The 24,644-nt window shown below is 68.6% G+C and carries 20 protein-coding genes and 1 pseudogene; 13 read left to right on the plus strand and 8 right to left on the minus strand.

What is annotated here, in order from left to right; all coding sequences use genetic code 11:
- Positions 1-109 precede the first annotated feature (109 nt).
- The 4 genes from AX769_RS09930 (at position 110) to AX769_RS09945 (ending at position 5,985) form a co-directional block, all read left to right on the plus strand.
- Positions 110-697: an ATP-dependent Clp protease proteolytic subunit gene (locus tag AX769_RS09930; RefSeq protein ID WP_066278729.1), complete on the plus strand. Its 588-nt coding sequence runs from the start codon at positions 110-112 to the stop codon at positions 695-697.
- A 36-nt stretch (positions 698-733) separates the two neighbouring features.
- On the plus strand, positions 734-1,411 hold the full coding sequence (locus AX769_RS09935; RefSeq protein ID WP_066278731.1) for an ATP-dependent Clp protease proteolytic subunit: 678 nt from the start codon (positions 734-736) through the stop codon (positions 1,409-1,411).
- Positions 1,412-1,627: 216 nt separating this feature from the next.
- A complete protein-coding gene (gene clpX, locus AX769_RS09940; protein WP_066278734.1) occupies positions 1,628-2,908 on the plus strand; it encodes an ATP-dependent Clp protease ATP-binding subunit ClpX in 1,281 nt (426 codons plus the stop codon).
- Between the two features lie 164 nt (positions 2,909-3,072).
- Complete coding sequence (locus AX769_RS09945) at positions 3,073-5,985, plus strand: DUF5979 domain-containing protein (RefSeq protein ID WP_157887553.1); 2,913 nt, start codon at positions 3,073-3,075, stop codon at positions 5,983-5,985.
- Positions 5,986-6,059: 74 nt separating this feature from the next.
- On the opposite strand, the gene AX769_RS09950 is transcribed toward AX769_RS09945, so the two are convergent.
- Both AX769_RS09950 and AX769_RS09955 read right to left on the minus strand, forming a co-directional pair.
- Positions 6,060-6,704, minus strand: a complete 645-nt coding sequence (locus AX769_RS09950; protein WP_239452001.1) for a response regulator transcription factor — start codon at positions 6,702-6,704, stop codon at positions 6,060-6,062.
- 8 nt (positions 6,705-6,712) lie between these two features.
- Positions 6,713-7,873: a sensor histidine kinase gene (locus tag AX769_RS09955; RefSeq protein WP_066278740.1), complete on the minus strand. Its 1,161-nt coding sequence runs from the start codon at positions 7,871-7,873 to the stop codon at positions 6,713-6,715.
- A 99-nt stretch (positions 7,874-7,972) separates the two neighbouring features.
- Between AX769_RS09955 and AX769_RS09960 the strand changes: the two genes are divergently transcribed.
- The 3 genes from AX769_RS09960 to AX769_RS09970 are packed head-to-tail and all read left to right on the plus strand — an operon-like array spanning position 7,973 to position 13,028.
- Entirely contained in the window at positions 7,973-9,895 is a 1,923-nt protein-coding gene (locus tag AX769_RS09960; protein WP_066278742.1) for a fibronectin type III domain-containing protein, read from the plus strand.
- A gap of 31 nt (positions 9,896-9,926) precedes the next feature.
- Positions 9,927-10,628 carry a lytic polysaccharide monooxygenase gene (locus AX769_RS09965; protein WP_066278743.1) on the plus strand — a complete coding sequence of 234 codons (702 nt, stop codon included), beginning with the start codon at positions 9,927-9,929 and terminating at the stop codon, positions 10,626-10,628.
- A gap of 9 nt (positions 10,629-10,637) precedes the next feature.
- Positions 10,638-13,028, plus strand: coding sequence for a M60 family metallopeptidase (locus tag AX769_RS09970; RefSeq protein WP_066278745.1), 2,391 nt, complete (start codon positions 10,638-10,640; stop codon positions 13,026-13,028).
- Between the two features lie 196 nt (positions 13,029-13,224).
- Here the strand turns inward: AX769_RS09970 and AX769_RS09975 are convergent, their stop codons facing one another.
- Positions 13,225-15,288 carry a M3 family metallopeptidase gene (locus AX769_RS09975; protein ID WP_082763665.1) on the minus strand — a complete coding sequence of 688 codons (2,064 nt, stop codon included), beginning with the start codon at positions 15,286-15,288 and terminating at the stop codon, positions 13,225-13,227.
- A gap of 114 nt (positions 15,289-15,402) precedes the next feature.
- Here AX769_RS09975 and AX769_RS09980 point away from each other — a divergent pair, with 114 nt between their 5' ends.
- Genes AX769_RS09980 through AX769_RS09985 form a run of 3 tightly spaced genes read left to right on the plus strand, consistent with a single transcriptional unit; the run spans position 15,403 to position 17,065 of the window.
- Positions 15,403-16,029, plus strand: coding sequence for a helix-turn-helix domain-containing protein (locus tag AX769_RS09980; protein ID WP_082763666.1), 627 nt, complete (start codon positions 15,403-15,405; stop codon positions 16,027-16,029).
- Positions 16,026-16,202 (plus strand): hypothetical protein, encoded by a 177-nt coding sequence (locus AX769_RS23880; RefSeq protein WP_157887554.1) that lies wholly within the window; start codon positions 16,026-16,028, stop codon positions 16,200-16,202. Before AX769_RS09980 ends, AX769_RS23880 begins: the two co-directional genes overlap by 4 nt.
- A gap of 53 nt (positions 16,203-16,255) precedes the next feature.
- Positions 16,256-17,065 carry a methyltransferase domain-containing protein gene (locus tag AX769_RS09985; protein WP_066278752.1) on the plus strand — a complete coding sequence of 270 codons (810 nt, stop codon included), beginning with the start codon at positions 16,256-16,258 and terminating at the stop codon, positions 17,063-17,065.
- A gap of 120 nt (positions 17,066-17,185) precedes the next feature.
- Here the strand turns inward: AX769_RS09985 and AX769_RS09990 are convergent, their stop codons facing one another.
- The 4 genes and pseudogenes from AX769_RS09990 to AX769_RS10005 all read right to left on the minus strand — a co-directional run bounded on the left by AX769_RS09990 (position 17,186) and on the right by AX769_RS10005 (position 21,884).
- Complete coding sequence (locus AX769_RS09990; RefSeq protein WP_066278754.1) at positions 17,186-17,449, minus strand: hypothetical protein; 264 nt, start codon at positions 17,447-17,449, stop codon at positions 17,186-17,188.
- Positions 17,449-20,072: pseudogene (valS, locus tag AX769_RS09995) on the minus strand (valine--tRNA ligase). The gene AX769_RS09990 and the pseudogene valS overlap by 1 nt, the downstream one beginning before the upstream one ends.
- A gap of 132 nt (positions 20,073-20,204) precedes the next feature.
- Positions 20,205-20,669: a GNAT family N-acetyltransferase gene (locus AX769_RS10000; protein WP_066278756.1), complete on the minus strand. Its 465-nt coding sequence runs from the start codon at positions 20,667-20,669 to the stop codon at positions 20,205-20,207.
- A 63-nt stretch (positions 20,670-20,732) separates the two neighbouring features.
- Complete coding sequence (locus tag AX769_RS10005; RefSeq protein WP_066278761.1) at positions 20,733-21,884, minus strand: NAD(P)/FAD-dependent oxidoreductase; 1,152 nt, start codon at positions 21,882-21,884, stop codon at positions 20,733-20,735.
- A gap of 87 nt (positions 21,885-21,971) precedes the next feature.
- On the opposite strand from AX769_RS10005, the gene AX769_RS10010 reads away from it, so the two are divergent.
- On the plus strand, positions 21,972-22,685 hold the full coding sequence (locus AX769_RS10010) for a TetR/AcrR family transcriptional regulator (RefSeq protein WP_204249358.1): 714 nt from the start codon (positions 21,972-21,974) through the stop codon (positions 22,683-22,685).
- Here the strand turns inward: AX769_RS10010 and AX769_RS10015 are convergent.
- Positions 22,651-23,205 (minus strand): histidine phosphatase family protein, encoded by a 555-nt coding sequence (locus AX769_RS10015; RefSeq protein ID WP_066278762.1) that lies wholly within the window; start codon positions 23,203-23,205, stop codon positions 22,651-22,653. The genes AX769_RS10010 and AX769_RS10015 overlap by 35 nt on opposite strands.
- A 106-nt stretch (positions 23,206-23,311) precedes the next feature.
- Here AX769_RS10015 and AX769_RS10020 point away from each other — a divergent pair, with 106 nt between their 5' ends.
- Positions 23,312-24,034: an MgtC/SapB family protein gene (locus AX769_RS10020; protein ID WP_066278765.1), complete on the plus strand. Its 723-nt coding sequence runs from the start codon at positions 23,312-23,314 to the stop codon at positions 24,032-24,034.
- Between the two features lie 27 nt (positions 24,035-24,061).
- On the plus strand, positions 24,062-24,589 hold the full coding sequence (locus tag AX769_RS10025) for a GNAT family N-acetyltransferase (RefSeq protein WP_369824085.1): 528 nt from the start codon (positions 24,062-24,064) through the stop codon (positions 24,587-24,589).
- The last annotated feature ends 55 nt before the right edge of the window (positions 24,590-24,644 follow it).

Consider the following 24,644-nt stretch of genomic DNA (forward strand, 5'->3'; position numbering starts at 1 on the left):
TTTCCGGCACGAATCAGCGCAATGAATACAGCCGTGGGCGAACAGCCCGGAAACCGCGCGTTGCACCCTCTAAGTTCGTATGCAAGCGACAACTGAATGGGAGCACCACATGGCCGACGTAACACTGCCCAACAGTGTTTTTGACCGACTTCTCCAAGACCGCATCATCTGGCTCGGGTCCGAGGTGCGCGACGACAACGCGAACGAGATCGCTGCCAAGCTTCTCCTTCTTGCCGCCGAGGACTCAGAGAAAGACATCTACCTCTACATCAACTCTCCGGGCGGGTCCGTCACCGCCGGAATGGCGATCTACGACGCGATGGAGTTCGTTCCGAACGACATCGTCACCGTCGCCATCGGCATGGCGGCGTCCATGGGCCAGCTGCTCCTGACGGCGGGCACCAAAGGCAAGCGCTACATCACCCCGAACGCGCGAGTGCTGCTGCACCAGCCGTCCGGCGGGTTCGGCGGCACCTCGTCCGACATCCAGACGCAGGCTCAGATCATCCTCTCGATGAAGAAGCGCCTCGCCGAGATCACCGCGTCGCAGACCGGCAAGACCGTCGAGCAGATCAACGAAGACGGCGACCGCGACCGCTGGTTCACCGCTGAAGAGGCCCTCGAGTACGGCTTCGTCGATCACATCCGCTCGTCCGCCAGCGACGTCATCGGCGGCGCCGGCACCGACCAGGCCTGACTCCACCTACTCAGAGACTCAGAAGAAGGAACGAAAATGGAACTGCCAATGATGGGTGGAGCCCCCAAGTTCGCGGCCCCCGGCTCGCTGACCGAGAGCCCTAGCGCCCGCTACGTGCTCCCGACGTTCGAAGAGCGCACGGCCTACGGCTACAAGCGCCAGGACCCCTACGCCAAACTCTTCGAAGACCGCATCATCTTCATGGGGGTGCAGGTCGACGACGCATCCGCCGACGACGTGATGGCGCAGCTGCTCGTGCTCGAGTCGATGGACCCCGACCGCGACATCACGCTCTACATCAACTCGCCCGGTGGCTCGTTCACGGCCATGACGGCGATCTACGACACCATGCAGTACATCCGCCCCGACATCCAGACCGTGTGCCTCGGTCAGGCTGCCTCGGCCGCGGCCGTGCTGCTCGCCGCCGGCACCCCCGGCAAGCGCCTCGCCCTGCCCAACGCCCGCGTGCTGATCCACCAGCCCGCGACCGAGGGTGCCGGCGGCCAGGCCTCCGACATCGAGATCCAGGCGGCCGAGGTGCTGCGCATGCGCACCTGGCTCGAAGAGACGCTGTCGAAGCACTCCAACCGCACGCCCGAGCAGGTCAACCGCGACATCGAGCGAGACAACATCCTCGGCACGCAGCAGGCCCTCGAGTACGGCCTGATCGACCAGGTGCTCACGAGCCGCAAGAACCTGGCGCTCGCCAAGTAGGGCGGTCGCACCGACAGAGGGCCTCGGATCCTGATGGTTCCGAGGCCCTTCGTCTGCAAGGCATCAGGATCCGACGCCAAACGAGCATCGCGTCGGGTACGAACCACAGGTGTCGACGCCGATCCCGGCGATTCGGGCGGCCACGATGCTCGCAGTGTCTGCGGTTCGGGTTAGGCTCGTTCACGATCATCACACTTCGCTATAGGGAGGCACGGCATGGCACGCATCGGTGAAAGCGCCGACCTGCTCAAGTGCTCGTTCTGCGGGAAGAGCCAGAAGCAGGTTCAGCAGCTCATCGCCGGCCCCGGCGTGTACATCTGCGACGAGTGCGTCGAGCTGTGCAACGAGATCATCGAGGAGCGCCTGGCTGAGGCCGGCGAAGAGCCCTCGAGCGAATTCGACCTCCCCAAGCCGCGCGAGATCTACGACTTCCTGGAGGAGTACGTGATCGGCCAGGCCCCGGCGAAGCGCGCCCTGTCGGTGGCCGTCTACAACCACTACAAGCGGATCCGGTCGATGGCGACTCTCGCCTCGGCCGACTCGCTCGGCGACGACATCGAGATCGCCAAGTCGAACATCCTCCTCATCGGCCCGACCGGCTGCGGCAAGACGTATCTCGCCCAGACGCTCGCCAAGCGCCTCAACGTCCCGTTCGCCGTCGCCGACGCCACCGCCCTGACCGAGGCGGGCTACGTCGGCGAAGACGTCGAGAACATCCTGCTCAAGCTCATCCAGGCCGCCGACTACGACGTCAAGCGGGCCGAGACGGGCATCATCTACATCGACGAGGTCGACAAGATCGCCCGCAAGGCCGAGAACCCCTCGATCACGCGCGACGTCTCAGGCGAGGGTGTGCAGCAGGCCCTCCTCAAGATCCTCGAGGGCACCGTCGCCTCGGTTCCGCCGCAGGGCGGCCGCAAGCACCCGCATCAAGAGTTCATCCAGATCGACACGACGAACGTCCTCTTCATCGTCGCCGGCGCCTTCGCCGGGCTGGAAGAAATCATCTCCTCTCGGGCAGGCAAGCGCGGCATCGGCTTCGGCTCGCCGCTCTACAACAAGGGCAACGACGCCAACCTCTTCAGCGAGGTCCTCCCTGAAGACCTTCACAAGTTCGGCCTGATCCCCGAGTTCATCGGTCGCCTGCCCGTCGTCACGACGGTCACGCAGCTCGACCAGGTGGCCCTGATGGAGATCCTGACCAAGCCGAAGAACGCCCTCGTGCGCCAATACCAGCGCATGTTCGAGATCGACGGCGTCGAGCTCGACTTCGAGCAGCCGGCACTCGAGGCGATCGCCGACCTCGCGGTCCTGCGCCAGACCGGTGCCCGCGGCCTCCGCGCCATCATGGAGGAAGTGCTCGGGCCGATCATGTTCGACGTCCCCTCCGACGAGACCGTCGGGCGTGTCGTCGTCACGAAGGCCTCCGTCTTGGAGAACGCCGCGCCCACCATCGTGCCGCGCTCGATCACCGAGCGCACCGAGAAGAGCGCCTAGCCTTCGTAGCGCTGTAGCGTGGCCTTACGACGCGCGCAGGGGCGGTTCATCGGCGTTTCACCGGGGGCGCACAACGAGGTAGGGGAGCCGTTCGGCGAGCCCTGAGCGGGGTGATAGCGCCGTTACTGCTCGTTCCGCTCGGCGTCGCGGGGGTGGGCATCGCGATGAGCTCTGCCCCCGCTGTCGCCGCCGACCTCCCCGCGTGCCCCACCTACTCGTCGCCGTCGCCCGGCGGAGCCCCTCGCGGCACCGACGCAAACGTCACGGTCTTCGCCGGTGGCGACTACGTCGCCGGGGCCGGTGCCGCCGAGTCGGAGGGGGTGCTCGCCGTCGGAGGCACCGCCACGTTCGACAAGGACCCCGGGGGCACCTTCAACGTCGGGGTGGTCGGCGTCGGGTCGCAGGTGACGCCTCCCGCGGGCAGCGACATGCTGCTCGCTGCAGGAGCAGTGACCGTAGGAGGCCGCACGGTCGTCGACGTCGGGCACGGCATCGGCGGGAACGTCGTCGGTGGGTCCACCATCGACTCGGTCGACCGCTTCGAGACCTCGGGCGGCTCCGTGACGCCGAACAGCGCAGATGCGCTGGGTCCGTTTGCGGGGTTCTCCTCCGTCGTGACCGACAAGTCGCGCGATTACGCCGGGCTCGCGCCCACGGGGACGACGAGCGTCCTCTACGGCGTCCGGACCTTCCAGGGCGACGGCACCAGCGCGAGGCAGGTGTTCGACGTCTCGGGTGCCGCGCTCGGGTCGACCTCTCAGTCGATGGCGTTCCGCTTCCGGGGCATCCCGACGGGCGCCTCCGTCGTGATCAACGTTACGGGCGCGACAGCTGACGTGTACCCGGCCGGATTCTTCGAGGGGGACTCGAACACGCAGATCGACTTCGGTGATCCGCGATTCGTCGAGGTCGCTTCGCACACGCTGTGGAACTTCGCATCCGCCGACTCCGTGACTCTCGGCACCGGCGACCAGCTGCTCGGCAGCGTGCTCGTCCCGGCGAAGGGCTCCGTCACCACGGTGACGGCCAGCACCAACGGGCGCCTGCTAGTAGGAGGCGACCTGCACTTCGCCGGAGATGGCAACGAGGCGCATTCGTACCCCTTCCCTGATCCTGAATTCGAGTGCAAGCCGACGATCACGCCCATCCCCGAGACCGGTGCGCTTGCGGTGCAGAAAGTCGTCGACGATCCTGCCGGCTTCGTCGATTCGGGCCGCCTGTACACCGGCACGTACGAGTGCCAGAGCCCGACCGGGTCGGCGATCCCCGGCGGCTCGTGGGGTGTCCGGCCGGAGTCCGCCCCCACGGTGATCGCCGACAACCTCCCTGTCGGCTCCACCTGCAGTCTCACCGAGACTCCACCGCCGACGCCCGACCCGAGCGACCCGAGCTACGTCTGGCAGCCCGCCGTCATCTCGCCCTCGCCGGTCATGATCGCCGCCGGGTCTGCGTCCGTGGTCACGGTGACCAATACGGTGACCCGTCAGCTCGGCACCTTCGCCCTCGTCAAGAGGCTGACCGAGGCTTCAGGCGTGGTCGACCCCGCGCGAGTCTTCTCGGGCACGTACGGCTGCCAGTTCGACGGTCGAGACGTGACCCCTGCCGACGACACCTGGTCGACGACGGCCGGGGCGTCGCCCATCGCACTCGGGCCCGTCCCCATCGGCTCGGAGTGCCGAGTGCAGGAGCGTCTGGGCGGGCCGCCGCAGTCGGGGGCGCCCGGTGTCGGCTGGGGGCCGACCCTCATCTCGCCCAGCCGAGTCGTGGTGCGTCAGGGCGGGGCGGATCTCGTCACGGTCAGCAACTCGACGGCCGCTCTCACCGGGTCGTTCTCTCTCAGCAAGTCGGTCTCGGGTGACCCGGCCGGGTTCGATCCTGCCTCGCAGTTCGCCTTCGACTACGTCTGCACGCCGCCCGGGGGTTCGGCCGGGCAGACCGTTGCGGTCGCTCTGCGCGACGGTGGGCAGACCGTCGTCTCCGGAGTGCCGGTCGGCAGCTCGTGCACCGTGACCGAGGGCAAGTCACCCGGCACCACCGACCCCTCTTATACGTGGCTTGCGCCCAGCGTCAGCGTGACCGACCCGCGTGCCATCGTCTCGGGCCGCAGTGCCACGTTCATCGTGCCGCCGACGACGTCGCCCCTCGTGCAGGTCGCTTACACCGACGAACTGGTTCGTCGCACAACGAGTTTTGCCGTCCAGAAGCTGCTGCTCGGGCCGCGACTGGTCGTCGACCCCGATCGCCGATACTCGGGAGTCTGGGCGTGCACGTTCGTGGGCCGCGAGATCGACGGCGGCCGGTGGAGTGTCACGGCGAACTCAGGACCGCAGACCGTCGCCGTGAGCCTGCCCGTCGGCACGAGTTGCATCGCGAACGAAGACCTCCAGGTCACGCCGCCGGCCACGGGCAGCGTCGCCTACCAGTGGTCGCCGACCGGGCTCGAAGCCGGATCCACGGTGCTCGCCGGAACCGCGCCCGGGGTCATCTCCATCACCAACATCGTGCAGGCGGTTTCGGCCAGCGCCTCGATCGTCAAGGTGGCGCAGGATCCCGACGGGGTCCTGTCGGGCGACGAGACGTACTCCGGCGAGATCACCTGCGTGCCGGGCGACGGAGCCGCGCCCCTCAGCCGATCATGGTCGATCCGAGCGGGTGAGACACCTCAGCCGCTGCTCGGCGGCATTCCCGACGGCAGCGTCTGCACTGTGACGGAAGACCCGCCGCCCGCGGCGGACGGAACTGAATGGGCTCCGAGCGTCACTTCTCCTTCCTCGTTCACCGCGTACGCCGACTTCCCCGTGACCGTCACCGTCACGAACACCGCTCTGGCGACGACTCCGCCCGAGGAGGGCGGCCCGGGTGACGGCGGCCCCGGTGACGGCGGCCCCGGTGACGGGGGCGATTCGGGCGTCGTCGATCCAGGCTCGGGCGGCTCGGCTGCGACGACGGCCGAACTCGCGTACACCGGCGACACGTTCCCGGTGATGGCCCTGGTCGCCGCCGTGGCGTCTATCGCTATCGGGGGAGCGTTGATGGTGGGCCGGCGTCGACCGCAACGCCGGCATCGCGCGGGGTGAGTCTCGTCGGGCCTGGCGGCCCGGCGTGTCGCGTGGTCGGCGTGTCAGACGGCCTGACGTGGTCGCGTGGCTCATCACGAGAGCAGGCCTGCGCGATGGGCGGCGATCGCCAGCTGGGTGCGGTTCTGCAGGCCGAGCTTCTCGAGCAGCCGCGAGACGTAGGTCTTCGCCGAGGCAGCGCTGATGCCGAGATGGGTGGCGATCCGGGCATTGGACATGCCGTGCCCGACGGCGCGAGCCAGATCGCGCTCGCGTTCGGTCAGGTCGGAGAGATCGTCCGGGCCCGAACGATCCGGCGTCGGCATTGCCAGCGGGCGGACCGCTTCGCGGATCACGGTCGCGGCGACACTCGGCGCGAGGGCACCTCGACCGGCCGCGATGTCTCGCACCGCAGCCGGTAGCTCTTCCGGGCGGAAGTTCTTCAACAGGAAGCCGCTTGCTCCCGCCGCCAGCGCATCGAGGACACTGTCGTCGGTGCTGAATGCCGTCAGGACGAGCACGGCCGGAGGCTCGGGCAGCAGGCGCAGGAGGCGCGTCGTCTCGACGCCGTCCATGTCGGGCATGCGGAGATCGACGACCGCGACATCGACTCGCAGCTGGCGAGCGACCGCGACGCCGCGCTCGCCGCAGTCGACATCGGCGACGACCGCCACGTCGCCGACCGAGTCGAGGATCAATCGCAGGCTCTCCCGGATGTCGTGGTCATCGTCGATCAGCATGACGCGGATCATCGAGCCACCTCGAGGCTGACGGCGTAGCCCCCGTCGGGCGTGAATCCGTGCGTGACGGTCCCGGCCAGCCCACGTGCGCGCTCGCACAGAAGGTCGAGCCCGTGACCGCCTGCGACGATCGCCGCGGAGGCAGGGGCGCCGCACTCGTCGTTCTCGACGCGGAGGAACACGCGATCCGACCACACCTCTGCGTGCACGGTGACGGCCGCGCCGCATGCGTACTTGGCCGCATTGTGAAGTGCTTCGCCGACGACGGCGTCGCACAGGTCGCGGAGAGGCCCCTTCAGGGCTTCGACCCGATCGAGCCCGGATGTCGTGACGCAGGTGCCGTCTCGTCGTGCCTCCGCGATCGACTCATGCGCTCGCCGGCCCGAGGGGTGGCTGAGGGCCGTGGCTGCAGGTGTCGCCCGAAGGTGCCCGACGATGTACTGCAGGTCGTCGACGGTGCTCGCTCCGGTGTCGGCGATCCGCCCCGCGAGCTCTCGCGCACGCTCGTCGCCGGTCGTCGCCGAGATAGCAGTCGCATGCAGCACCATCCGGCTGACCCGCTGGCCGAGGAGATCGTGCATCTCTTCGCTGAGCCGCAGGCGATCCTCTGTGACCCGCGCGAGGGCGCGTTCCTCGGCGGCGAGTGCCTCGGACCGGACGTGATCCTCGCGGAGGCCGGCCAGCCGGGTCGTCGTCAGGATGACGGCGCCGACGAGCGCGGGGAGGGCCACGGCGAACACGGGGGTGGTCTCGGGAGGAAGAGCCGTATGGCCCGCTCGATAGGCGCACGGGTCGGGCACGAGCCCGAGAGGATGCACGGTCGCGAGGAGACCGAGGAGGAGCCAGGAGCCGCGGGGCTGCCACCGCCCCAGAAGGTAGGCGGCGGCGATGACGAAGACGCAGGACTCCGTCAGCGACCAGCAGGCGAGTGCCGCCGCCACGGTGACGAACGGCCACCGACGACCGATCCAGAGAGTCGCGCCGGCACCGACGAAGACCAGGACCTGCAGCGAGTCCGGTGCCTCCCTCGCAGCCAGCGCGTCGTACCAGATGCCGTAAGTCGTGACGAGAACAGGAAGAGCGAGGAGGAGCGCTCGATGGAGACGCTGCGCCCATGGGGGAGGGGCTAGAAGAAGGCGGAGCGGAAGGGAGGGTCGAGAGGCCTGCACGGATTGTCCTCTTTCGGAGACATGATCAGGTTCGAGTTCCAATTTAACATTTCAGTACGAACTTGACCACCCCTCACCGTCACCTCGAAAGGGTCTCCTGTGATCTCCTCCCGCCCCCAGCTCCTCCGCCGCAGCATCATCGCCGGCGTCGTCGCCGTCGCTATCGGCGTGCCCGCCATCTGCGCGACATCGGCGGCTCTCGCCGACGCTCCCGTGACCGGCACCCTCAAGATGAACGACTCGAGCACCTGGTACGCGGGTGGTGAGTTCATCGTGAAGAACTCGTCGGCCGAGGCTCGCGACTGGTCGCTGACGTTCCGCGTGCCGTCGGGTGACTTCCAGAACAACTCGACGTGGAACATGAACACGACGATCGACGGCGACCTCGTCACGATCACACCGAAGGAGAAACTCGCCGCGGGTGGCACCACGAACATCGGCTTCGGCATCAACGGCCAGGGCACGGGCGAGCTCAGCATCGAGGGCTGCGACCTCGACGGCCACGGCGTCCAGGGGTGCTCGGTCGGCGGAGGCGAGGAGCAGGGCGACACCGAGCCGCCGTCGTTCATGGACGACATCCGCGCCACGGCCACCGACCCGAACACGGTCCATGTCTCGTGGTCCGCGGCGTCCGACAACGTCGGCGTCACGGAGTACCGGGTCTACGACGGCCACAGCCAGAAACCGCTCGCCGTCGTCGACGGAGACACCCTGGAGTCGACCGTCACGGGTCTCACGGCCGATTCGCCTTACGCGTTCCAGGTCTACGCCTACGACAAGGCGGGCAACCACTCGGGCTCCACCATCGTCGAGGTCATCACCCCGGCCGAGCCGGGCGAGGAGCTCGACACCGAGGCGCCGAGCCTGGTGTCGAGGATCGACGCGAAGGCGACCGGCCCGACGACGGTCGAACTCGACTGGGCGGCCGCCACCGACAACGTGGGTGTCACCGAGTACCGCGTCTGGGACGGCCACGAGTTCGTCAAGACCGTCGACGGCTCGACCCTCCACGCCGAGATCGACGGCCTCGCTCCGGAGACCCCCTACGGCTTCCACGTCTACGCCTTCGATGCCGCCGGCAACCACGGCGGATCGACCATCGTCGGCGTGGTGACCCTGCCCGCGAAGGACACCGCAGCTCCTACCGTGCCGACCGACTTGACCGCCCACACCGTCGACTCCGACACGATCCACGTGATGTGGAGCCACTCGGCCGACAACATCGGGGTCGCCGGCTACAAGGTCTACCAGGACGACCGCATGGTCAAAGACCTGAAGAACGGCATGCGCATGACCGACATCGACGGTCTGGAAGCCGACACCGAGTACCGATTCCAGGTGCTGGCCTACGACGCCGCCGGCAACGAGTCGGCCAAGACCGACGTCGTGACGGGCAAGACCGAGAAGGCGCAGGATGCCGACTCCGAGCGACCGTCCGACATCACCTGCATCGAGGCGGTCGCCACCAGCCCGACGACCGTCGACGTCACCTGGACGCCGGCCACCGACAACGTCGGTGTGACCAAGTACGTGATCCACAACGGCAGCGGGCAGACCGGCCTCACCGTCGATGGCGACACGACCTCGGCGACCCTGACCGGGCTGAAGGCGGACACCTCGTACACGATCAGCGTCTACGCCTACGACGCGGCAGGCAATCACGGCATCTCCGTCATGAAGGGCGTGCACACGCCCAAGCAGGAGGAGACGCCGGGCACCGGCACCCCCGCGCCCGACGATTTCACCGCCAAGGCGTCGTCGTACAAGGACGGCCACCGCACCATGGACCGCGTCGAGATGACCTGGACGCCGGACGCCGCGACGAAGCGCTACGAGATCTCGCTCGACGGCAAGCGCGCGCAGACCCTGCTCGTGGGCGCCGACCAGCAGAAGTCACAGAAGCGCTACCTGCTGCTCGGCGAGCACCAGGCCGGCACGCACACCGTAGCCATCCGCGCGCAGCTGTCGAACGGCCAGTGGAGCGACTACTCCGACAGCAAAACCGTCCACTTCACCAAGTAACCCGTCGATCACAGAGCACGAGAGAACGATCATGAAGATCACGAAGAAGAAGACCACCCTGGGCGGGATCGCCCTCGGCCTGACCGCCCTCAGCCTCACGGCGGTCGCGGCTCCGGCATTCGCCCACGGCGCGAGCCAGACCCCGATGAGCCGCCAGCTCGGCTGCAAGCTCGACGGGGCCGGCACTTGGGCGGGCGCGAAGACCTACGAGACCTGCAACGAGGCCGCCGCGATCTCGGGCGAGGCGCCGTTCTCCAACTGGCAGGGTGTCGTCCAGGGCGACACGCGCCTGGGTGAGAAAGACCCGCAGTGGCAGACCGTCTTCCCGGACGGGCAGTTGTGCTCCGGCGGCAACGACAGCTACGCCGGTCTCGACGTCGCCGGCAAGGATTGGCCGACCACGACCCTGAAGGGTGGTGCGGAGACCGAGCTGACCTTCCACAACACGGTCAACCACAACCCGTACACGTTCTCGTACTTCGTGACGAAAGACGGCTACGACGCGTCGAAGCCGCTGACCTGGGCCGACCTCGAAGAGACGCCCTTCCTCGTCGCCGACAGCCTCGAGTCGCTCGGCACGAACCTCGATCAGGGCACCAAACTGCCCACCGTCCTGCCCGACAAGAAGGGTCACCACGTGATCTACACGATCTGGCAAGGCAACATCAAGGCCGACGGCGCCGTCCAGTCGAACGAGGCCTTCGTGGGCTGTTCCGACGTGGACTTCGAGTAGGGGCCGGCCATGATTCCGAAGAAGTTGATGTGCGGCGTGCTCGCAACGGCGGTCCTCGCCGGCGCGGCAGTCGTCAGTGTCCCCTCGATCGCGACCGCAGGCCCCGCGCTGGCGTCCGGCAAGAGCCTCCAGGTCGGCGGGTCGTCGTCGGTGGCCCTGGTCGAGGCGACCGGTGATGCGGCTCGTGCCGTCACCGCCGAGAACCGCTGGTTCCGCCACACCGACCTGCAGCCGACCGGCCGCTTCGTCAAGGCCGGCCAGAAGCTCACCGTCGATGTCCCGGCAGGATCGGAGGGCCTCGAGATGGCCATCGGGCTGTACGGCGTTCACTCCAGCCAGAACGCGGGTAAGGACGTCGGCATGAAGACGACGGCACTCAAGCCGGGAGTCACACAGGTCACAGCCGCCGTAGACGGCATGGTCTACCTCGAGAACCGTGCCGGTGCCACGGATGCCGTCGTCGAGATCGCCGGCGGCCAGCCCGTTCCGACCTGGGTCGAGGACGAGACGACCCGCGCCGACTTCGACCGTCAGCTGGAGGCGTGGAAGACCGCACCCTATGTCGAGGTCGTGAGCGATCGGATCCTAGTCGACTTCCAAGCGAGCGTCGGTCGGCCGGGTCTCTCCGGCGCGACGAAGAGCGTCGACGCGCTGATCGACCGCTGGGACACCGCCGTCGAGGTATCGAACGACACCTACGGGCTCACCGAAAATGCCACCGGGCGGGCCCACAAGCACGGCCAGCGCATGTACATCTCGAACCCCGACACGGGGGCCGGGTACGCCAGCGCGACCAATGACCGCATCACGTTCCAGAACGACACCAACGCCGCTAAGGAGCTCATCGAATACGGTCTCGCGAAGAAAAACCACTGGGGCTTCTATCACGAGGTCGGCCACACCTACCAGCCGCCAGAGATGCGCTGGAGCGGCATGACCGAGGTCACGGTCAACGTGTCGGCGCTCGCCGTGCAGGAGGCGCTTGGCATCCCCAACCGACTCGACGAGGAGGGCACCCGCCAGAGGCTCGCGAAGTTCCGCGAAACGCCGGTGGCCGAGCGCGATCACAACAAGATCGGCGACCTGTTCGTACAGGTGCTGATGTTCGACCAGCTGCGCCGCAGCTTCGGCGACGGCTTCTACCCGAAGCTGGCACAGGAGTGGCGCGTCGAGAAGGCGCTCGGCGAGCAGCTGCCGTCGGACGACCTCGGCCTCAAGCAGCACTTTGCGCTCACGACGTCGAAGGTCGCCGACCGCGACCTCACGCCGTTCTACGAGCAGTGGGGCATCCCGCTCACGGCCGACACCAGGGCCGAGCTCGCGAAGCTCCCCGCCCTTCAGTACGAGATCTGGAACTACCACGATCGTGCCACCGATGTCGTCGAGAACCGCGTCGCCGACTACGTGGTGCCCGTGGGCACGCTGACGGCCGAGAGCGGCGTGACCGCCACGATCGGTCAGCAGAAGGCCGACGAGGAGTCGTTCCGCGTCGACGGTCTCGGCAACTCGGACGGCTCGGCCGGGGCAAGGCTCGCCTCCTCGTCGGTGACCGCACTGAAAGAAGGCACGGGCGCCGGGACCCTGAACGCGATACTCGTCAACGAGAACGGCATCCGCGAGGTGCTGACCTCGTCGATCGACGTGACGACGGGCAACCTGCTGCGCTTCAACGGCATCGACCGCAACAAGGAGGCGACGACGGTCGCCGACCTCGCCCTCGACGAGAAGTCGTCGACCCTGCGCGCGTTCTCTCGGGGCCCCGTGGCGCACGACTACTTCCCGAACGAGGAGTACTTCGGCGTCGACGTGGTCGCGCCGAACGGCCGCGTCGTGACCGGCGCGTCGGTCCAGGGCCAGCAGACCGCAGCCGCCTTCGCGAAGGCTCTCGACGGCTACGCCTACCAGGACGGCCAGTACCTCGTGGTGCGTCACGCGGAGCCGACCAACCGTCTCATCCGGTTCGCCGACAGCGCGCAGCAGCCGAAGAACACCGGCAAGATGCAGGCGTTCCGCATCGCCGACGATCGGCTCGTGCCGGTCGCGGTCGCTGATGTGCCGAAGTGCAGCGGCGACTGCCGGCCCGCCGCATCGGTCGAGGGAGACGTCGTCGAAGGCACCTCCGTCACCGTCACGGGCGTGAACTTCGTGCCGGGCGAGACCGTCTCGCTGACCTCGGAGCCCGGAGGCATCGCCGGCGAGGCCGTCGTGCAGAAGGACGGCACGGTCGAGGTCTTCGACTGGCTGACCGGCGAGGTGAAACCGGGCACGTACGAGTTGACGCTCACCGGCCCGTCGTCGAAGGCCAGCGCGACGACTACGGTGACTGTGCTCGAGAAAGACGAGGAGGTGTCGCCCCCCGGTGGCGAGTGCGGGGTCATTCCCGCCGACGCGATGCGGTAGCACCGCACGAGGACGGCCCCGGTTCGACGGAACCGGGGCCGTTCGTGGCGCCGGCTACGGGGTGGGGTCGCGAAATCGCGACCGATTCCGGCCCCGAGTCACACCCGTCACTTCCGCCGGGTGGTTTTTCGCACTCGTTGGTCGCGATTTCGCGACAAACACCTGGTCGGGAGGAACAACGGCGGGGCGGCGCGGGCTACTGCAGGCGGCGGCGAGCGAGCAGGGGCGCGACTTCGGCGTCGCGGCCGCGGAAGTCGCGGTAGGCCTCGAGCGGGTCCTTCGAGCCACCGACGCCGAGCAGCCGCTGCCGGAAGCGGCCGCCGCCCTCGCGGGTCAGCCCGCCGTTCTCTTCGAACCACTGCACGGTGTCGGCGTCGAGCACCTCGCTCCAGATGTACGAGTAGTAGCCGGCGTCATAGCCGCCCGAGAACGTGTGCGCGAAGTAGGCGCTCGAGTAACGCGTCGGCACGGCCGGGTTGTCGAGGCCGACGGAGGCGAGGGCTGCGGCCTCGAAGGCGGCGACATCATCGACGGACGTGAGCCCGTCGGCCTCGTCGGCCGAGAGCGCGTGCCACTTCTGGTCGAGGAGAGCGGCGGCGAGATACTCCGACGTCTCGAAGCCCTGGTTGAATCCTTCGGCGGCGGTCAGCTTCGCCACCAGCTCGGACGGCATCGGGGTGCCGGTCTCGTAGTGCTTGGCGTAGTTCGCCAGCACCTCCGGCCACATCATCCACATCTCATTGACCTGGCTCGGGAATTCGACGAAGTCGCGGAAGACGTTCGTGCCCGAAAAGTGCGGGTAGGCGACGCGCGCGACCAGGCCGTGCAAGGCGTGGCCGAACTCGTGGAAGAGGGTGGTGACCTCGTCGAGCGTCAAGAGCGTCGGTGATCCTGCCGGCGGTTTCGAGACGTTCAGGTTGTTGACCACCACCGGGTACGGGTGCAGCAGGGCCGACTGCGAGACGAGGGGGTTCATCCACGCGCCGCCGCGCTTCGAGTCGCGGGTGTAGAGGTCGAGGAGGTAGAGGCCGACCGGCTCGCCGCTCGAGGAGGTCACCTCGAAGACGCGGGCCTCGGGGTGGTAGCCGACGAGGTCGGGGCGCTCGGCGAACTGCAGGCCGTAGAGCGAGCCCGCGGCGAAGAACACGCCATCGCGCAGCACGCGCTCGGCCTCGAAGTAGGGCCGCATCTGCGTCGCGTCGAAGGCGTAGGTGGAGGTGCGCACCTTCTCGGTGTAGAAGGCCCAGTCGTGGGCCTCGACGGGGCCTGAGAACGCAGGATCCTGACCGGCCAGGGCCTCGAGATCGGCTTGCTCGGCGCGGGCGTTGCGGGCCGCGGGAGGAGCGAGACGGGACAACAGGGCGTCGACGGCATCCGGTGATCCTGCGGTCTCACCGGCGGTCACGTAAGCGGCGTGCGACGGGAACCCGAGGAGGGCCGCGCGCTCGGCCCGCAGGCGCACGATGTCGAGCAGCACCTGGCGGTTGTCGTTGTCGCCGCCGCGGCTGCCGCGCGCCCTCGAGGCAGACATGACGCGGGCCCGCAGGTCGCGATTCGTCAGTGACGCGAGCAGCGGGTGGCCGGTGAACAGAACGAGGGTGATGAGGTACTTGCCGTCGAGACCGCGGTCGGCCGCTGCGCTCGCCAGCCCGGCGATCTCGTCGTCGCTGAGCCCGTCGAGCTCGGCCACGTCGTCGACCACGACGGCGAGGTCGTTCGTGTCGGCGAGCAGGTTTTTTTCGAACCGCGTCTGCAGCGTCGAGAGCTCGGCGTTCAGCTCGCGCAGGCGCTGCTTGTCGTCGTCGGCGAGCCCGGCGCCCGCGCGCCCGAACTCGTCGTGGTAGCGCTCGACGAGATAGATCTCCTCCGGCGAGAGCTCGGCCGCCGATGCCGTGCCGAGGGTCTCGTAGACGCCCTCGATGCGGGCGGCGAGGGCAGGATCCAGGCGGATCGCGTCGGCATGCGCGGCGAACCTCAGCGCGAATTCGAGTTCGAGCGCGTTCGTGGTGTCGTTCGAGTCGCTCGACTGCTTGTTCCAGAAGACGTGCTCGACGCGGCTGAGCGTCTGACCGCTCGCTTCGAGCGGGGCAATCGTGTTGTCGAACGACGCAGGCGCAGGATCCGACGTGATGGTCGCGATCTCGGCCAGCTGCTCGGCGAAGCCGGCCTCGAACGCCTCGCGGAAGTGCTCGTCGCGGATGTCTGCGAACGGCGGCAGCTCGTACGGCAGGGGGCTCTCGTCGAAGAACGGGTTCGTCATCCCGTCAGCCTATTCCGCGCGGTTCACCCCGTTTTCGCCGCGGGCGGATTGTGCAAAGGCTTCGTTGCAAAGAATTGCTTGCAAAGATTTCTTTGCACAGGTAGGGTTGGGGACATGAGCGACACTCCGATCCCTCCGTCCCGCGATCTCGACGCGGGCGCCTTGCGAGCCCTGGCGCATCCGCTGCGCGTCAAGCTCTTCGAGGCGCTGACCACCTACGGGTGCGCGACGGCCAGCGGGTTGGGCGAGCGGCTGGGGGAGTCGAGCGGCTCGACCAGCTACCACCTGCGCCAGCTCGAGCGCCACGGTCTCGTCCGCGAGGTCGAAGAGCGGGGCACCTCACGCGAGCGCTGGTGGGAGCGGGTTCCTGGCGGCATCGGGGTGTCGTACTACGACTACGACGACGCGTCGGGGCGCACCGCGGCGCAGATGGTCGGTCTCGAGTGGGAGCGTGCGCGCTCAGCCTTGCTCACCGACTTCCTGAGCGACCCGGACGAGATCGGTCGCGACTGGTACGCAGCGGCGACCATCGACACCCTCAACATCACTGCCACGCTTCCTGAGCTCGAGGCGCTGGGTCGGGCCATCGAGCAGTTCGAAAAGCAGCACATCGACCCCCTTCGAAACCGTGACGACGTGCCCGGCGCACGCCACGCACAGGTCCACTTCAACGCATTCCCGCTGCCCGATCGCGACAGCCGCACCACCGCACCCACATCATCTTCAGGAGAACACTCATGACCACGCCCCGCCCCGAATCCCTCTTCGACCGCCTCGCCCTCCGCACCGGCCTCGCTCTCGTCGACTGGTCGAAGCGACCGCACCGCCAGGTCGACGGCACCCTCGTCTCCGAGGGGCGCCAGAGCTCCGCCGCGTGGCAGAGCGAGTCGCTCTCGACCACCCGCTTCCACTGATCCATCCGGCCGAGGCGTGTCGGCGACAGTCGTCGACACGCTACGGTCGAGACATGACCACGAACGAGGAGCGTTACACCCACGGCCACCACGAGAGCGTGCTGCGCAGCCACACCTGGCGCACCGTCGACAACTCGGCGGCCTACCTCGTGCCGCATCTCTCGCCAGGGCTCTCGCTTCTCGACGTCGGGGCCGGCCCCGGCACCATCACTGTCGACTTCGCAGCCCGCTTGGCCCCGGGCAGCGTCGTCGGCATCGACGCGTCGTCCGAGATCGTGGCGCAGGCCACCGCCCTGGCCGAGTCGCAGGATCTCGATAACGTCCGTTTCGAGACGGCCGACGTCTACGCCCTCCCGTACCCCGACGAGTCGTTCGACATCGTGCACGCGCACCAGGTGCTGCAACACCTCGGCGACCCCGTCTCCGCTCTTCGCGAGATGAAGCGCGTCGCGAAGCCCGGCGGCCTGCTCGCGGTGCGTGACGTCGACTACCGCGGCACGATCTGGGCGCCCGAGAACCCGGGCCTCGACCACTGGATGACCGTCTACCAGCTCGTCGCCCGCGGCAACGGCGGCGAGCCCGACGCCGGGCGCCACCTCAAGGGGTGGGCACGCGAAGCCGGCCTCACCGACATCCAGTCGTCGGCCTCCGTCTGGTGCTTCGCCTCCGACGAGGAGCGCATCTGGTGGGGCGACAGCTGGGCGACACGGGTGCTCGAAAGCCGCTTCTACAGCGACGCACTCGAAAAGCAGGCGGCCACCGACCTCGAGCTGCAGGCGATCGCCCGTGCGTGGACGTCGTGGCGCGATGCTCCCGACGGGTGGCTCGCGATGCCGCACGGCGAGCTCCTGGCCCGCGTGTAGTCGGCGCTCCCGGGGCCGCAATCTGCTGCGTTGTCGCCCGGTCGATATGGCTCCGCCATTATCGACCGGGCTCCGCCTTGCATCTCACGCCTCCGGCAACGCCTCGAGAGGTTGTTCGGGTCAGTAGTCGTCGTCGTCGGGCTCGCCCTCGACCGGCTCGTGCACGTGAGCCGTGTCGGTCGAGGGATCGTAGCGGATGACGGTGCCGTCGTCGAGCTCGACGACGGGCTTCCGCTCGAGCCACGTCAGGGTCCAGCGCCAGGATGAAGCGTCGACCTTCTGATCGACGAGCTCCTGCTCGACGCGGCGGACTGCCTCGACGACCGTTGCGGGCAGGCGGTCGGGGGTCTCGCTCCCGACCGACCAGCGCGTCCCCAGCTGCATCAGGCGCCCGCGGGTTGCTCGGCCGGCTGCTCGGCCAGCACGATGTCCGTGACGGCGAGCTCGTCGGCGGCCGCGAACGTGAGCTGCTCGATGCGGCCCACCGCGGCGAGGTCGGCGCCGGCCGACTCGAGCAGCGCGAGCGACGCCGCGGGAGCGGCGACCACGGCCGACGTCACCGGGGTCTTCTGCGACGCCTTGGCATCGGTCTTGGCGCGGCGGATCGAGACGAGCGCCTCGCCGACCAGCTCGAGGAGCCCGCTCGGTGCAGCCACGTCGCCCAGCTCGTCGATGGTCGGCCACGCCGACGTGTGCACCGACGAGTCGTGCGTCCACGACCAGACCTCTTCGGTGGCGAACGGGAGGTAGGGGGCGAGGAGGCGCAGCAGACCGTCGATCGTGGTGCGGAGGGTGACCACCGCGGAGGCCTGGCCGGCCTCTGACGCGATCGCGTCGGATCCTGCGCCCTCGACACCAGAAGAGCCGGCGCCGTAGGCCCGCTCTTTGACGAGCTCGAGGTAGTCGTCGCAGAAGGTCCAGAAGAACTTCTCGGTGGTCTCGAGCGCCTTGGCGTGGTCGTAGCCTTCGAGAGCGTCGGTCGCCTGTCGGATGACCACGGCGAAGTTCGCGAGCAGGTCGCGGTCGAGCGGCTCGGTCGCGGTCGCGGCGCCGGCCGGCAGCGGGAACGAGTAGACGAACTTCGCGGCGTTGAGCACCTTGATCGCCAGGCGGCGGCCAACCTTGATCTGTTTCGGGTTCTGCGGGTCGAAAGCCGCGTCGGTGCCGAGGCGCGACGAGGCGGCCCAGTAGCGCACCGCGTCGGAGCCGTGGTCGTCGAGCATCGCGGCCGGTGTCACCACGTTGCCCTTCGACTTCGACATCTTCTTGCGGTCGGGGTCGACGATGAAGCCCGAGATCGAGGCGTTCTGCCACGGCACCGTGTCGCCCTCGAGCTGCGCCCGCAGCATCGTCGAGAAGAGCCACGTGCGGATGATGTCCTGGCCCTGGGGGCGCAGCGAGTAGGGGAACACGAGGTCGAAGAGCGCAGGGTCCTGCTCCCAATTGCCCGCGAGCTGCGGGGTGAGGGAGGAAGTCGCCCAGGTGTCCATCACGTCGACCTCGCCCTGGAAGCCGCCGGGCACGCCGCGCTGCGACGCGTCGTAGCCGGGCGCGGAGTCGCTCGACGGATCGACGGGCAGCTGGTCTTCGGCCGGGAGGATCGGCTCGTCGAACACCGGGTTGCCGTCGGCGTCGAGCGGGTACCAGACCGGGATCGGCACGCCGAAGAAGCGCTGGCGCGAGATGAGCCAGTCGCCCGAGAGGCCTTTGACCCAGTTCTCGTAGCGCACGCGCATGAAGTCGGGGTGGAACGCGACCTCTTCGCCGCGCTTCAGGAGGGTCGCCTTGAGGTCGTCGTCGCGAGCGCCGTTGACGATGTACCACTGACGCGTCGACACGATCTCGAGCGGCTTGTCGCCCTTCTCGAAGAACTTGACGGGGTGCGTGATCTTCTCGATCTCGCCGACGAGCTCGCCGGTCTCTTGCAGCTTGGCCACGATCGCGGCTTTGGCGCTGAAGACGGTCTTGCCGGCCAGCTCGCCCTCGTAGAACGCGATCGCCTCGCCCGACTCGATGCCGTCGGGGGCAGCGCTGACCAGGCGGCCGTCGAAGCCGATGATGGAGCGGTTGAGCAGATCCAGCTCGCGCCACCACACCACGTCGGTCGTGTCGCCGAAGGTGCAGACCATGGCGATGCCCGAGCCCTTGTCTTTCTGGGCGAGGTGGTGCGGGTAGACAGTCACCGGCACGTCGAAGAACGGCGTCTGGACGGTCGTGCCGAACAGCGACTGGTAGCGCTCGTCGTCGGGGTGCGCCACCAAAGCCACGCAGGCCGGCAGCAGCTCGGGCCGCGTGGTCTTGATCAGCACGTCGCCCTCGGGGCCGTGGAAGGCGAGCGTGTGGTACGCGCCGGGCATGTCTTTGTCTTCGAGCTCGGCCTGGGCCACAGCGGTGCGGAAGGTGACGTCCCACAGGGTCGGCGCCTGCGCCTGGTAGGCCTCGCCGCGAGCGACGTTGCGGAGGAAGGCCTTCTGCGCGATGGCCTGCGAGTCGTCGCCGATCGTGCGGTACGACTGGGTCCAGTCGACACTGAGACCGAGCTTCCGCCACACGTCTTCGAACTGCTTCTCGTCTTCGACGGTGAGACGCTCGCAGAGCTCGACGAAGTTGCGGCGCGAGATCGGGATCTGGTCGGCGGCCTTCGACGACTTGTTGTCGCCGCCCTCGAACGGCGGCTCGAAGTCTTTGTCGTAGGGGAGGGACGGGTCGCAGCGGACCCCATAGAAGTTCTGCACGCGGCGCTCGGTCGGCAGCCCGTTGTCGTCCCAGCCCATCGGGTAGAACACGCTCTTGCCGCGCATGCGCTCGAACCGAGCCTTGACGTCGGTGTGCGTGTAGCTGAACACGTGGCCGATGTGCAGCGAGCCCGACGCCGTGGGCGGCGGGTGTCGATCGAGAACGTGTTCGCCTTGCTGGCGGTGGTGCGATCGAACAGGTAGGTGCCGTCCGACTCCCACTGGGGGCCCCAGACGCTTTCGAGCCCTTCGAGGGCCGGCTTGTCGGGCATGGGTCGAGTCATGGCGAGTCTCCTGTCGATATGGGCGGCACCGTGTCGGTGGGGAGGTGCCTGGTTGTTCTGCGTCGAGTTTAGCCGACGGGCGCTGTCGTCTCCACGGGTGGCCTCCGCGGAGGCGCGGCCTCAGGTGACCGTGAAGCGGTGCTCGACGGTGCCGTCGCCGAGCACTCGCTCGACGGCGGTGTCGGGCAGCAGCCGTCGCCAGAAGGCGGTGGCTGCGGTGTTGCCCGCGACCTGGGTGAGGCGCCAGGGGCCGGGGAAGAGATTCAGCAGGGTGCGTGCGGCCCCTGATCCTGCGCCCTGACCGCGTGAGCTGCGGAGCACGAAGAACTCGGCCATCTCGGTGGTCTGCGGGTCGCCCACGCGCTCTCGCACCAGGGCGAAGCCGACCAGGATGCCGTCGGTGCGGACGAAATAGGGGTGGCGGCCCGCCTCGGCCCAGTAGGCGTCGAGATAGGGGTAGCCGAAGAGACCGTGCTCGTCGACGTCGCGCCCGGTGAACTCGGACAGGTCGTGCAAGTAGAGCTCGAGGAGGCGGCCGAGCACGTCGCGCTCGTCGGCCGTGGCCTCGTCGACGGTGATCTCCATGCGTCGACCCTAGGCGCGTGCCCTTCGCGAGCAGAATCGCGTGCCGAGCGGCCGAGGGCACGGCTAGTGCGCTGGTTTCTCCTCAGGATCGGACGACGCACCGGTGAAGAGCGCGATGAGCCCGTGCGGGGCGGTGTCGCCCAGCAGAAGGTCGAGCATCTCGTGAGCGTCGACGGCCTCGGCCTCGCTGCGCGGGAACATCGCCACCTCGTAGTCGGTGAGCGCGAGCTCGATGTCGTCGGGGTGGGCCGCGATGGCGAGGCCCAGCTCGGCGCCGTCGAGCATCGCGAGGTTGGCACCCTCGCCTGACGGGGGCATGAGGTGGCCGGCGTCGCCCACCAGCGTCACGCCGGGCACTCGAGCCCAGCGGTGCTGCGGGGGGAGCGTGTAGATCGGGCGCGACACCGGAGCCGTCTCACCGTCGGTGATGAGCGCGGTGAGCTCGGGCGCCCACCCGTCGAACTCGGCCGCGACGGCTGCCTTGGCGGCCGCGGCGTCGCTGAAATCGATGCCTGCGATCCACTCTTCGCTGCGCATCAGCTCGACGTAGGTGTGGATGACGTCACCGGCCTCGCGGTGCGCGGCGATGCCCTTGCCGGGGGTCAGCGCGTACATCGCGCCGGCCCCGACGGCCTCGGCCGTCGCTGTGTGGCGAAAGTCGACGTCGTGCAGATACGTCTCGACGAAGACCGCACCGGCGTAGTCGGGCGTCGCGTCGGAGAGCAGGGGGCGGACGCGCGACCAGGCCCCGTCGGCACCGACCAGCACACTCGTCTCGACCGCCGTGCCGTCGGCGAAGGCGAGCTCGTGCCGGCCGTCACCGAGGGATGTCGCCCTGACGAGCTTCTTGCCCCAGCGGACTGTGCCCGCGGGCAGCGACTCGAGCAGGATGCGACGCAGGTCGCCGCGCAGCACCTCGGGTCGGCGGCCCGAGCCGTCGTCGGGGTCGTCGAGCAGGACGGCGCCCTGCGGGTCGAGAGCCCTGGCCGCCTCACCGCCCTCGTGGATGATCGCGTGGAACTCGTCGACCAGGCCCGCAGCCTCGAGGGCGACCTGACCGTTGTCCGGATGGATGTCGAGTTGGCCGCCCTGCGTGCGCGCCTCGGCCGACGCGTCGGCGTCGTAGACCGTCACCGGCACGTCGTGGATGTGCAGGATGCGAGCGAGAGTCAGGCCGCCGAGACCGGCGCCGATGATCGTGACTGGAATTGCCATGGGGTCCCTTTCGAAAACGTTGGAACGTCGTTCCACCCAGCCATCTTGGAACACGGTTCCAGCTATGTCAAGATGGGTTTCGTGCCGATGACCCCGAGACGAACGGATCCGCTCTCGAAAGAGCGAATCGTCGAGATCGCCATCGACGTGCTCGACGACGGCGGCGAGAACGGGCTGACCTTTCGCGCGCTCGCGGCGATCCTCGGCACGGGCGCCGGCGCCATCTATCACCACGTCGAGAGCAAGGCAGCGCTGCTCGCCGCGGCCACCGACACTGTGATCGGGCGCGTCGTCGCCGACGCCGACTCGACCGCCGCCCCGACTGATCGCATCCGGGCCCTCGCCCTCGGGGTCTTCGACGCGATCGAAGTGCACCCGTGGGTCGGCGCCGAGCTCTCGCGTGAGCCCTGGCAGTTGCCCGTCGTGCAGATCTTCGACGGCTTCGGCACCAGCCTCACTGCGCTCGGTGTGCCTCGGCAGGCCCGGTTCAACGCCGCGACGGCACTGCTGAACTACCTGTTGGGGCTCGCCGCCCAGTACGCGGCCGGTTCCAGGCTCGGCTCCGACGAGACCGACCGTGCGGCCTTCCTCAAACGCATCGCCGGCCAGTGGGCCGGGCTCGACGGCGACCGGTACCCCTTCATGCGCGAGGTGGCCGCGCAGCTGCCCGATCACGACGATCGCGCTCAGTTCATCGCGGGCTTCGAGCTGATCCTCGTCGGCATCGAGAGCCTGACCGAGAGACACGACCTCGGCGGCACGCTCGCTAGTCGTTCAGCCACGCGACATCGAGCGGAGTGACGCTCGCGTGCCGCACGTGCTTCGGCACAACCACGCCCTGCGGCGAGACGAGCCGCAGCAGATCGAGGATGGCGCCCTCGTGCGTCACCAGCGCCAGCGAGCCGGCTCGCGGCGTCAGCTCGCGGAGCATCTCGCGCAGCAGCTCACGCATCCGCTGACCGGTGCGGCGTGACGAGTCGCCCTGTCGTGGCTCGAAATCCGCGTCGGCGGCGCATCGTGCCCACTCGGCGGTGAACTCATCCCACGTCCAGTCGACGCCTTCAGGATCGAACTCGATCCGCTCTCGCGCCCGGGCGTCGACGGTCACGGTCGCGTCGGGCTGCTCGGCCCGCAGCGCCTCGGCCGTCTGACGCGCGCGCCTGGCCGGGCTGCTGACGATCCGTTCGACGGAGTGCGCTCGCATCCCCGCCGCCATCTCGCGCGCCTGCTCGACGCCGACAGGGCTGAGCCCGGGGTCGCGCTCCTCCGACTGCTTGGCGTGCCGGATGAGCCAGACCGCTCCGGCCCCGTCAGTCGGCAACGTCGCCCGCCCGGTCAGACGTCAGGGGGATCATCACGCCAAGCTCTCGCACCGCTTCACCCTAGGCGCGTCGCCCTGGCAAGCAGTGGGGACTACCCTGGGGCCCGTGACCGACCCGACCCTCGCCTCCCTCAACGGCCAGGGGCTCGAGCAGGTCGGCGAGCTGCTGCTGGCCTTCCTGCTGTCGTCGTTCATCGGGTTCGAACGGCAGCTGAGGCACAAGGCCGCAGGTCTCCGCACCCAGGCCATCGTCGGCACGACGTCCGCCCTCTTGATCCTGGTCAGCAAGTACGGATTCACCGACGTGCTCGTCGCCGGGCACATCGTGCTCGACCCGTCGCGGGTGGCCGCGCAGATCGTGTCGGGCGTTGGGTTTCTCGGAGCGGGGCTCATTCTCACGCGGCGCGGGGCCGTGCGCGGGCTGACGACGGCGGCGGCGGTGTGGGAGACCGCCGCCATCGGCATGGCAGCCGGCGCCGGGCTCTGGCTGCTGGCGGTCATCGTGACGGCGCTGCACTTCATCATCACGTACGGCTACTCGATCGTGACGAGACGGGTCGCCGGGTCACCCGAGACGGCGCTCCAGCTCGAGCTCACCTACAAAGACGGTAAAGGCGCTCTCCGTGAGGTGCTGTCGCGCGTGACCGACGCCTCGTGGAGCGTGCGACGTCTGGCGGTGGGCGAGCCGCACGACGAGGAGATCAAGAACATCGTGCACCTGACGATCGAGGTGTCGGGGTCGGGCGACCCGGGCGAGCTGCTGACCGCGATCAGTGAGGCCCGCGGCGTGCGAAGCGTCGACCTGGCGACGCAGGAGGATCTGGACTGACCCGCGGCTGCGAGTGTCGACGGGGCCGTGGCACAGTGGTCGGATGCTCGACGACCCGACTCTGCCCGTAACCTTGTCGACCCGGGCGGCGACGTGATCCTGCGCCGTGCCGTCCTTGCCGACCTCGACGCTCTGATGGCCCTGCTGTCGGACGACCCGATCAGCGCCGGCCGCGGAGACACGGCCGCCGACGACGACCGACCCGCTTATCACGCCGCTCTCGAGGCCATCGTCGCCGAGCCGTCCAACGAGCTGCTGATGGTCGTGGGCGCCGACGGGCGGGCGCTCGGCACGATGCAGCTGACGAGAATCCCCGGGATGGCGCGACGGGGCAGCACCCGGCTGCTCGTCGAGGCGGTGCGGGTGTCGAGCGCCGCGCGGTCGGCGGGCATCGGGTCGGCGATGATGCGATGGGTGACCGACGTCGCGGCGCGCGAGCTGGGCGCCTCGCTCGTGCAGCTGACGTCGGATGCTGCGCGGACCGACGCGCACCGGTTCTACGAGAGGCTGGGCTTCGTCGGGTCGCACGTCGGGTTCAAATACTCGGTGCGCTAGGCATCCGGTCGGCGATTCAGGCCCTACGCCCGATTCGCGACGCAATGGCGGCCGG

Source organism: Frondihabitans sp. PAMC 28766 (genome assembly GCF_001577365.1).
GTDB lineage: Bacteria > Actinomycetota > Actinomycetes > Actinomycetales > Microbacteriaceae > Frondihabitans.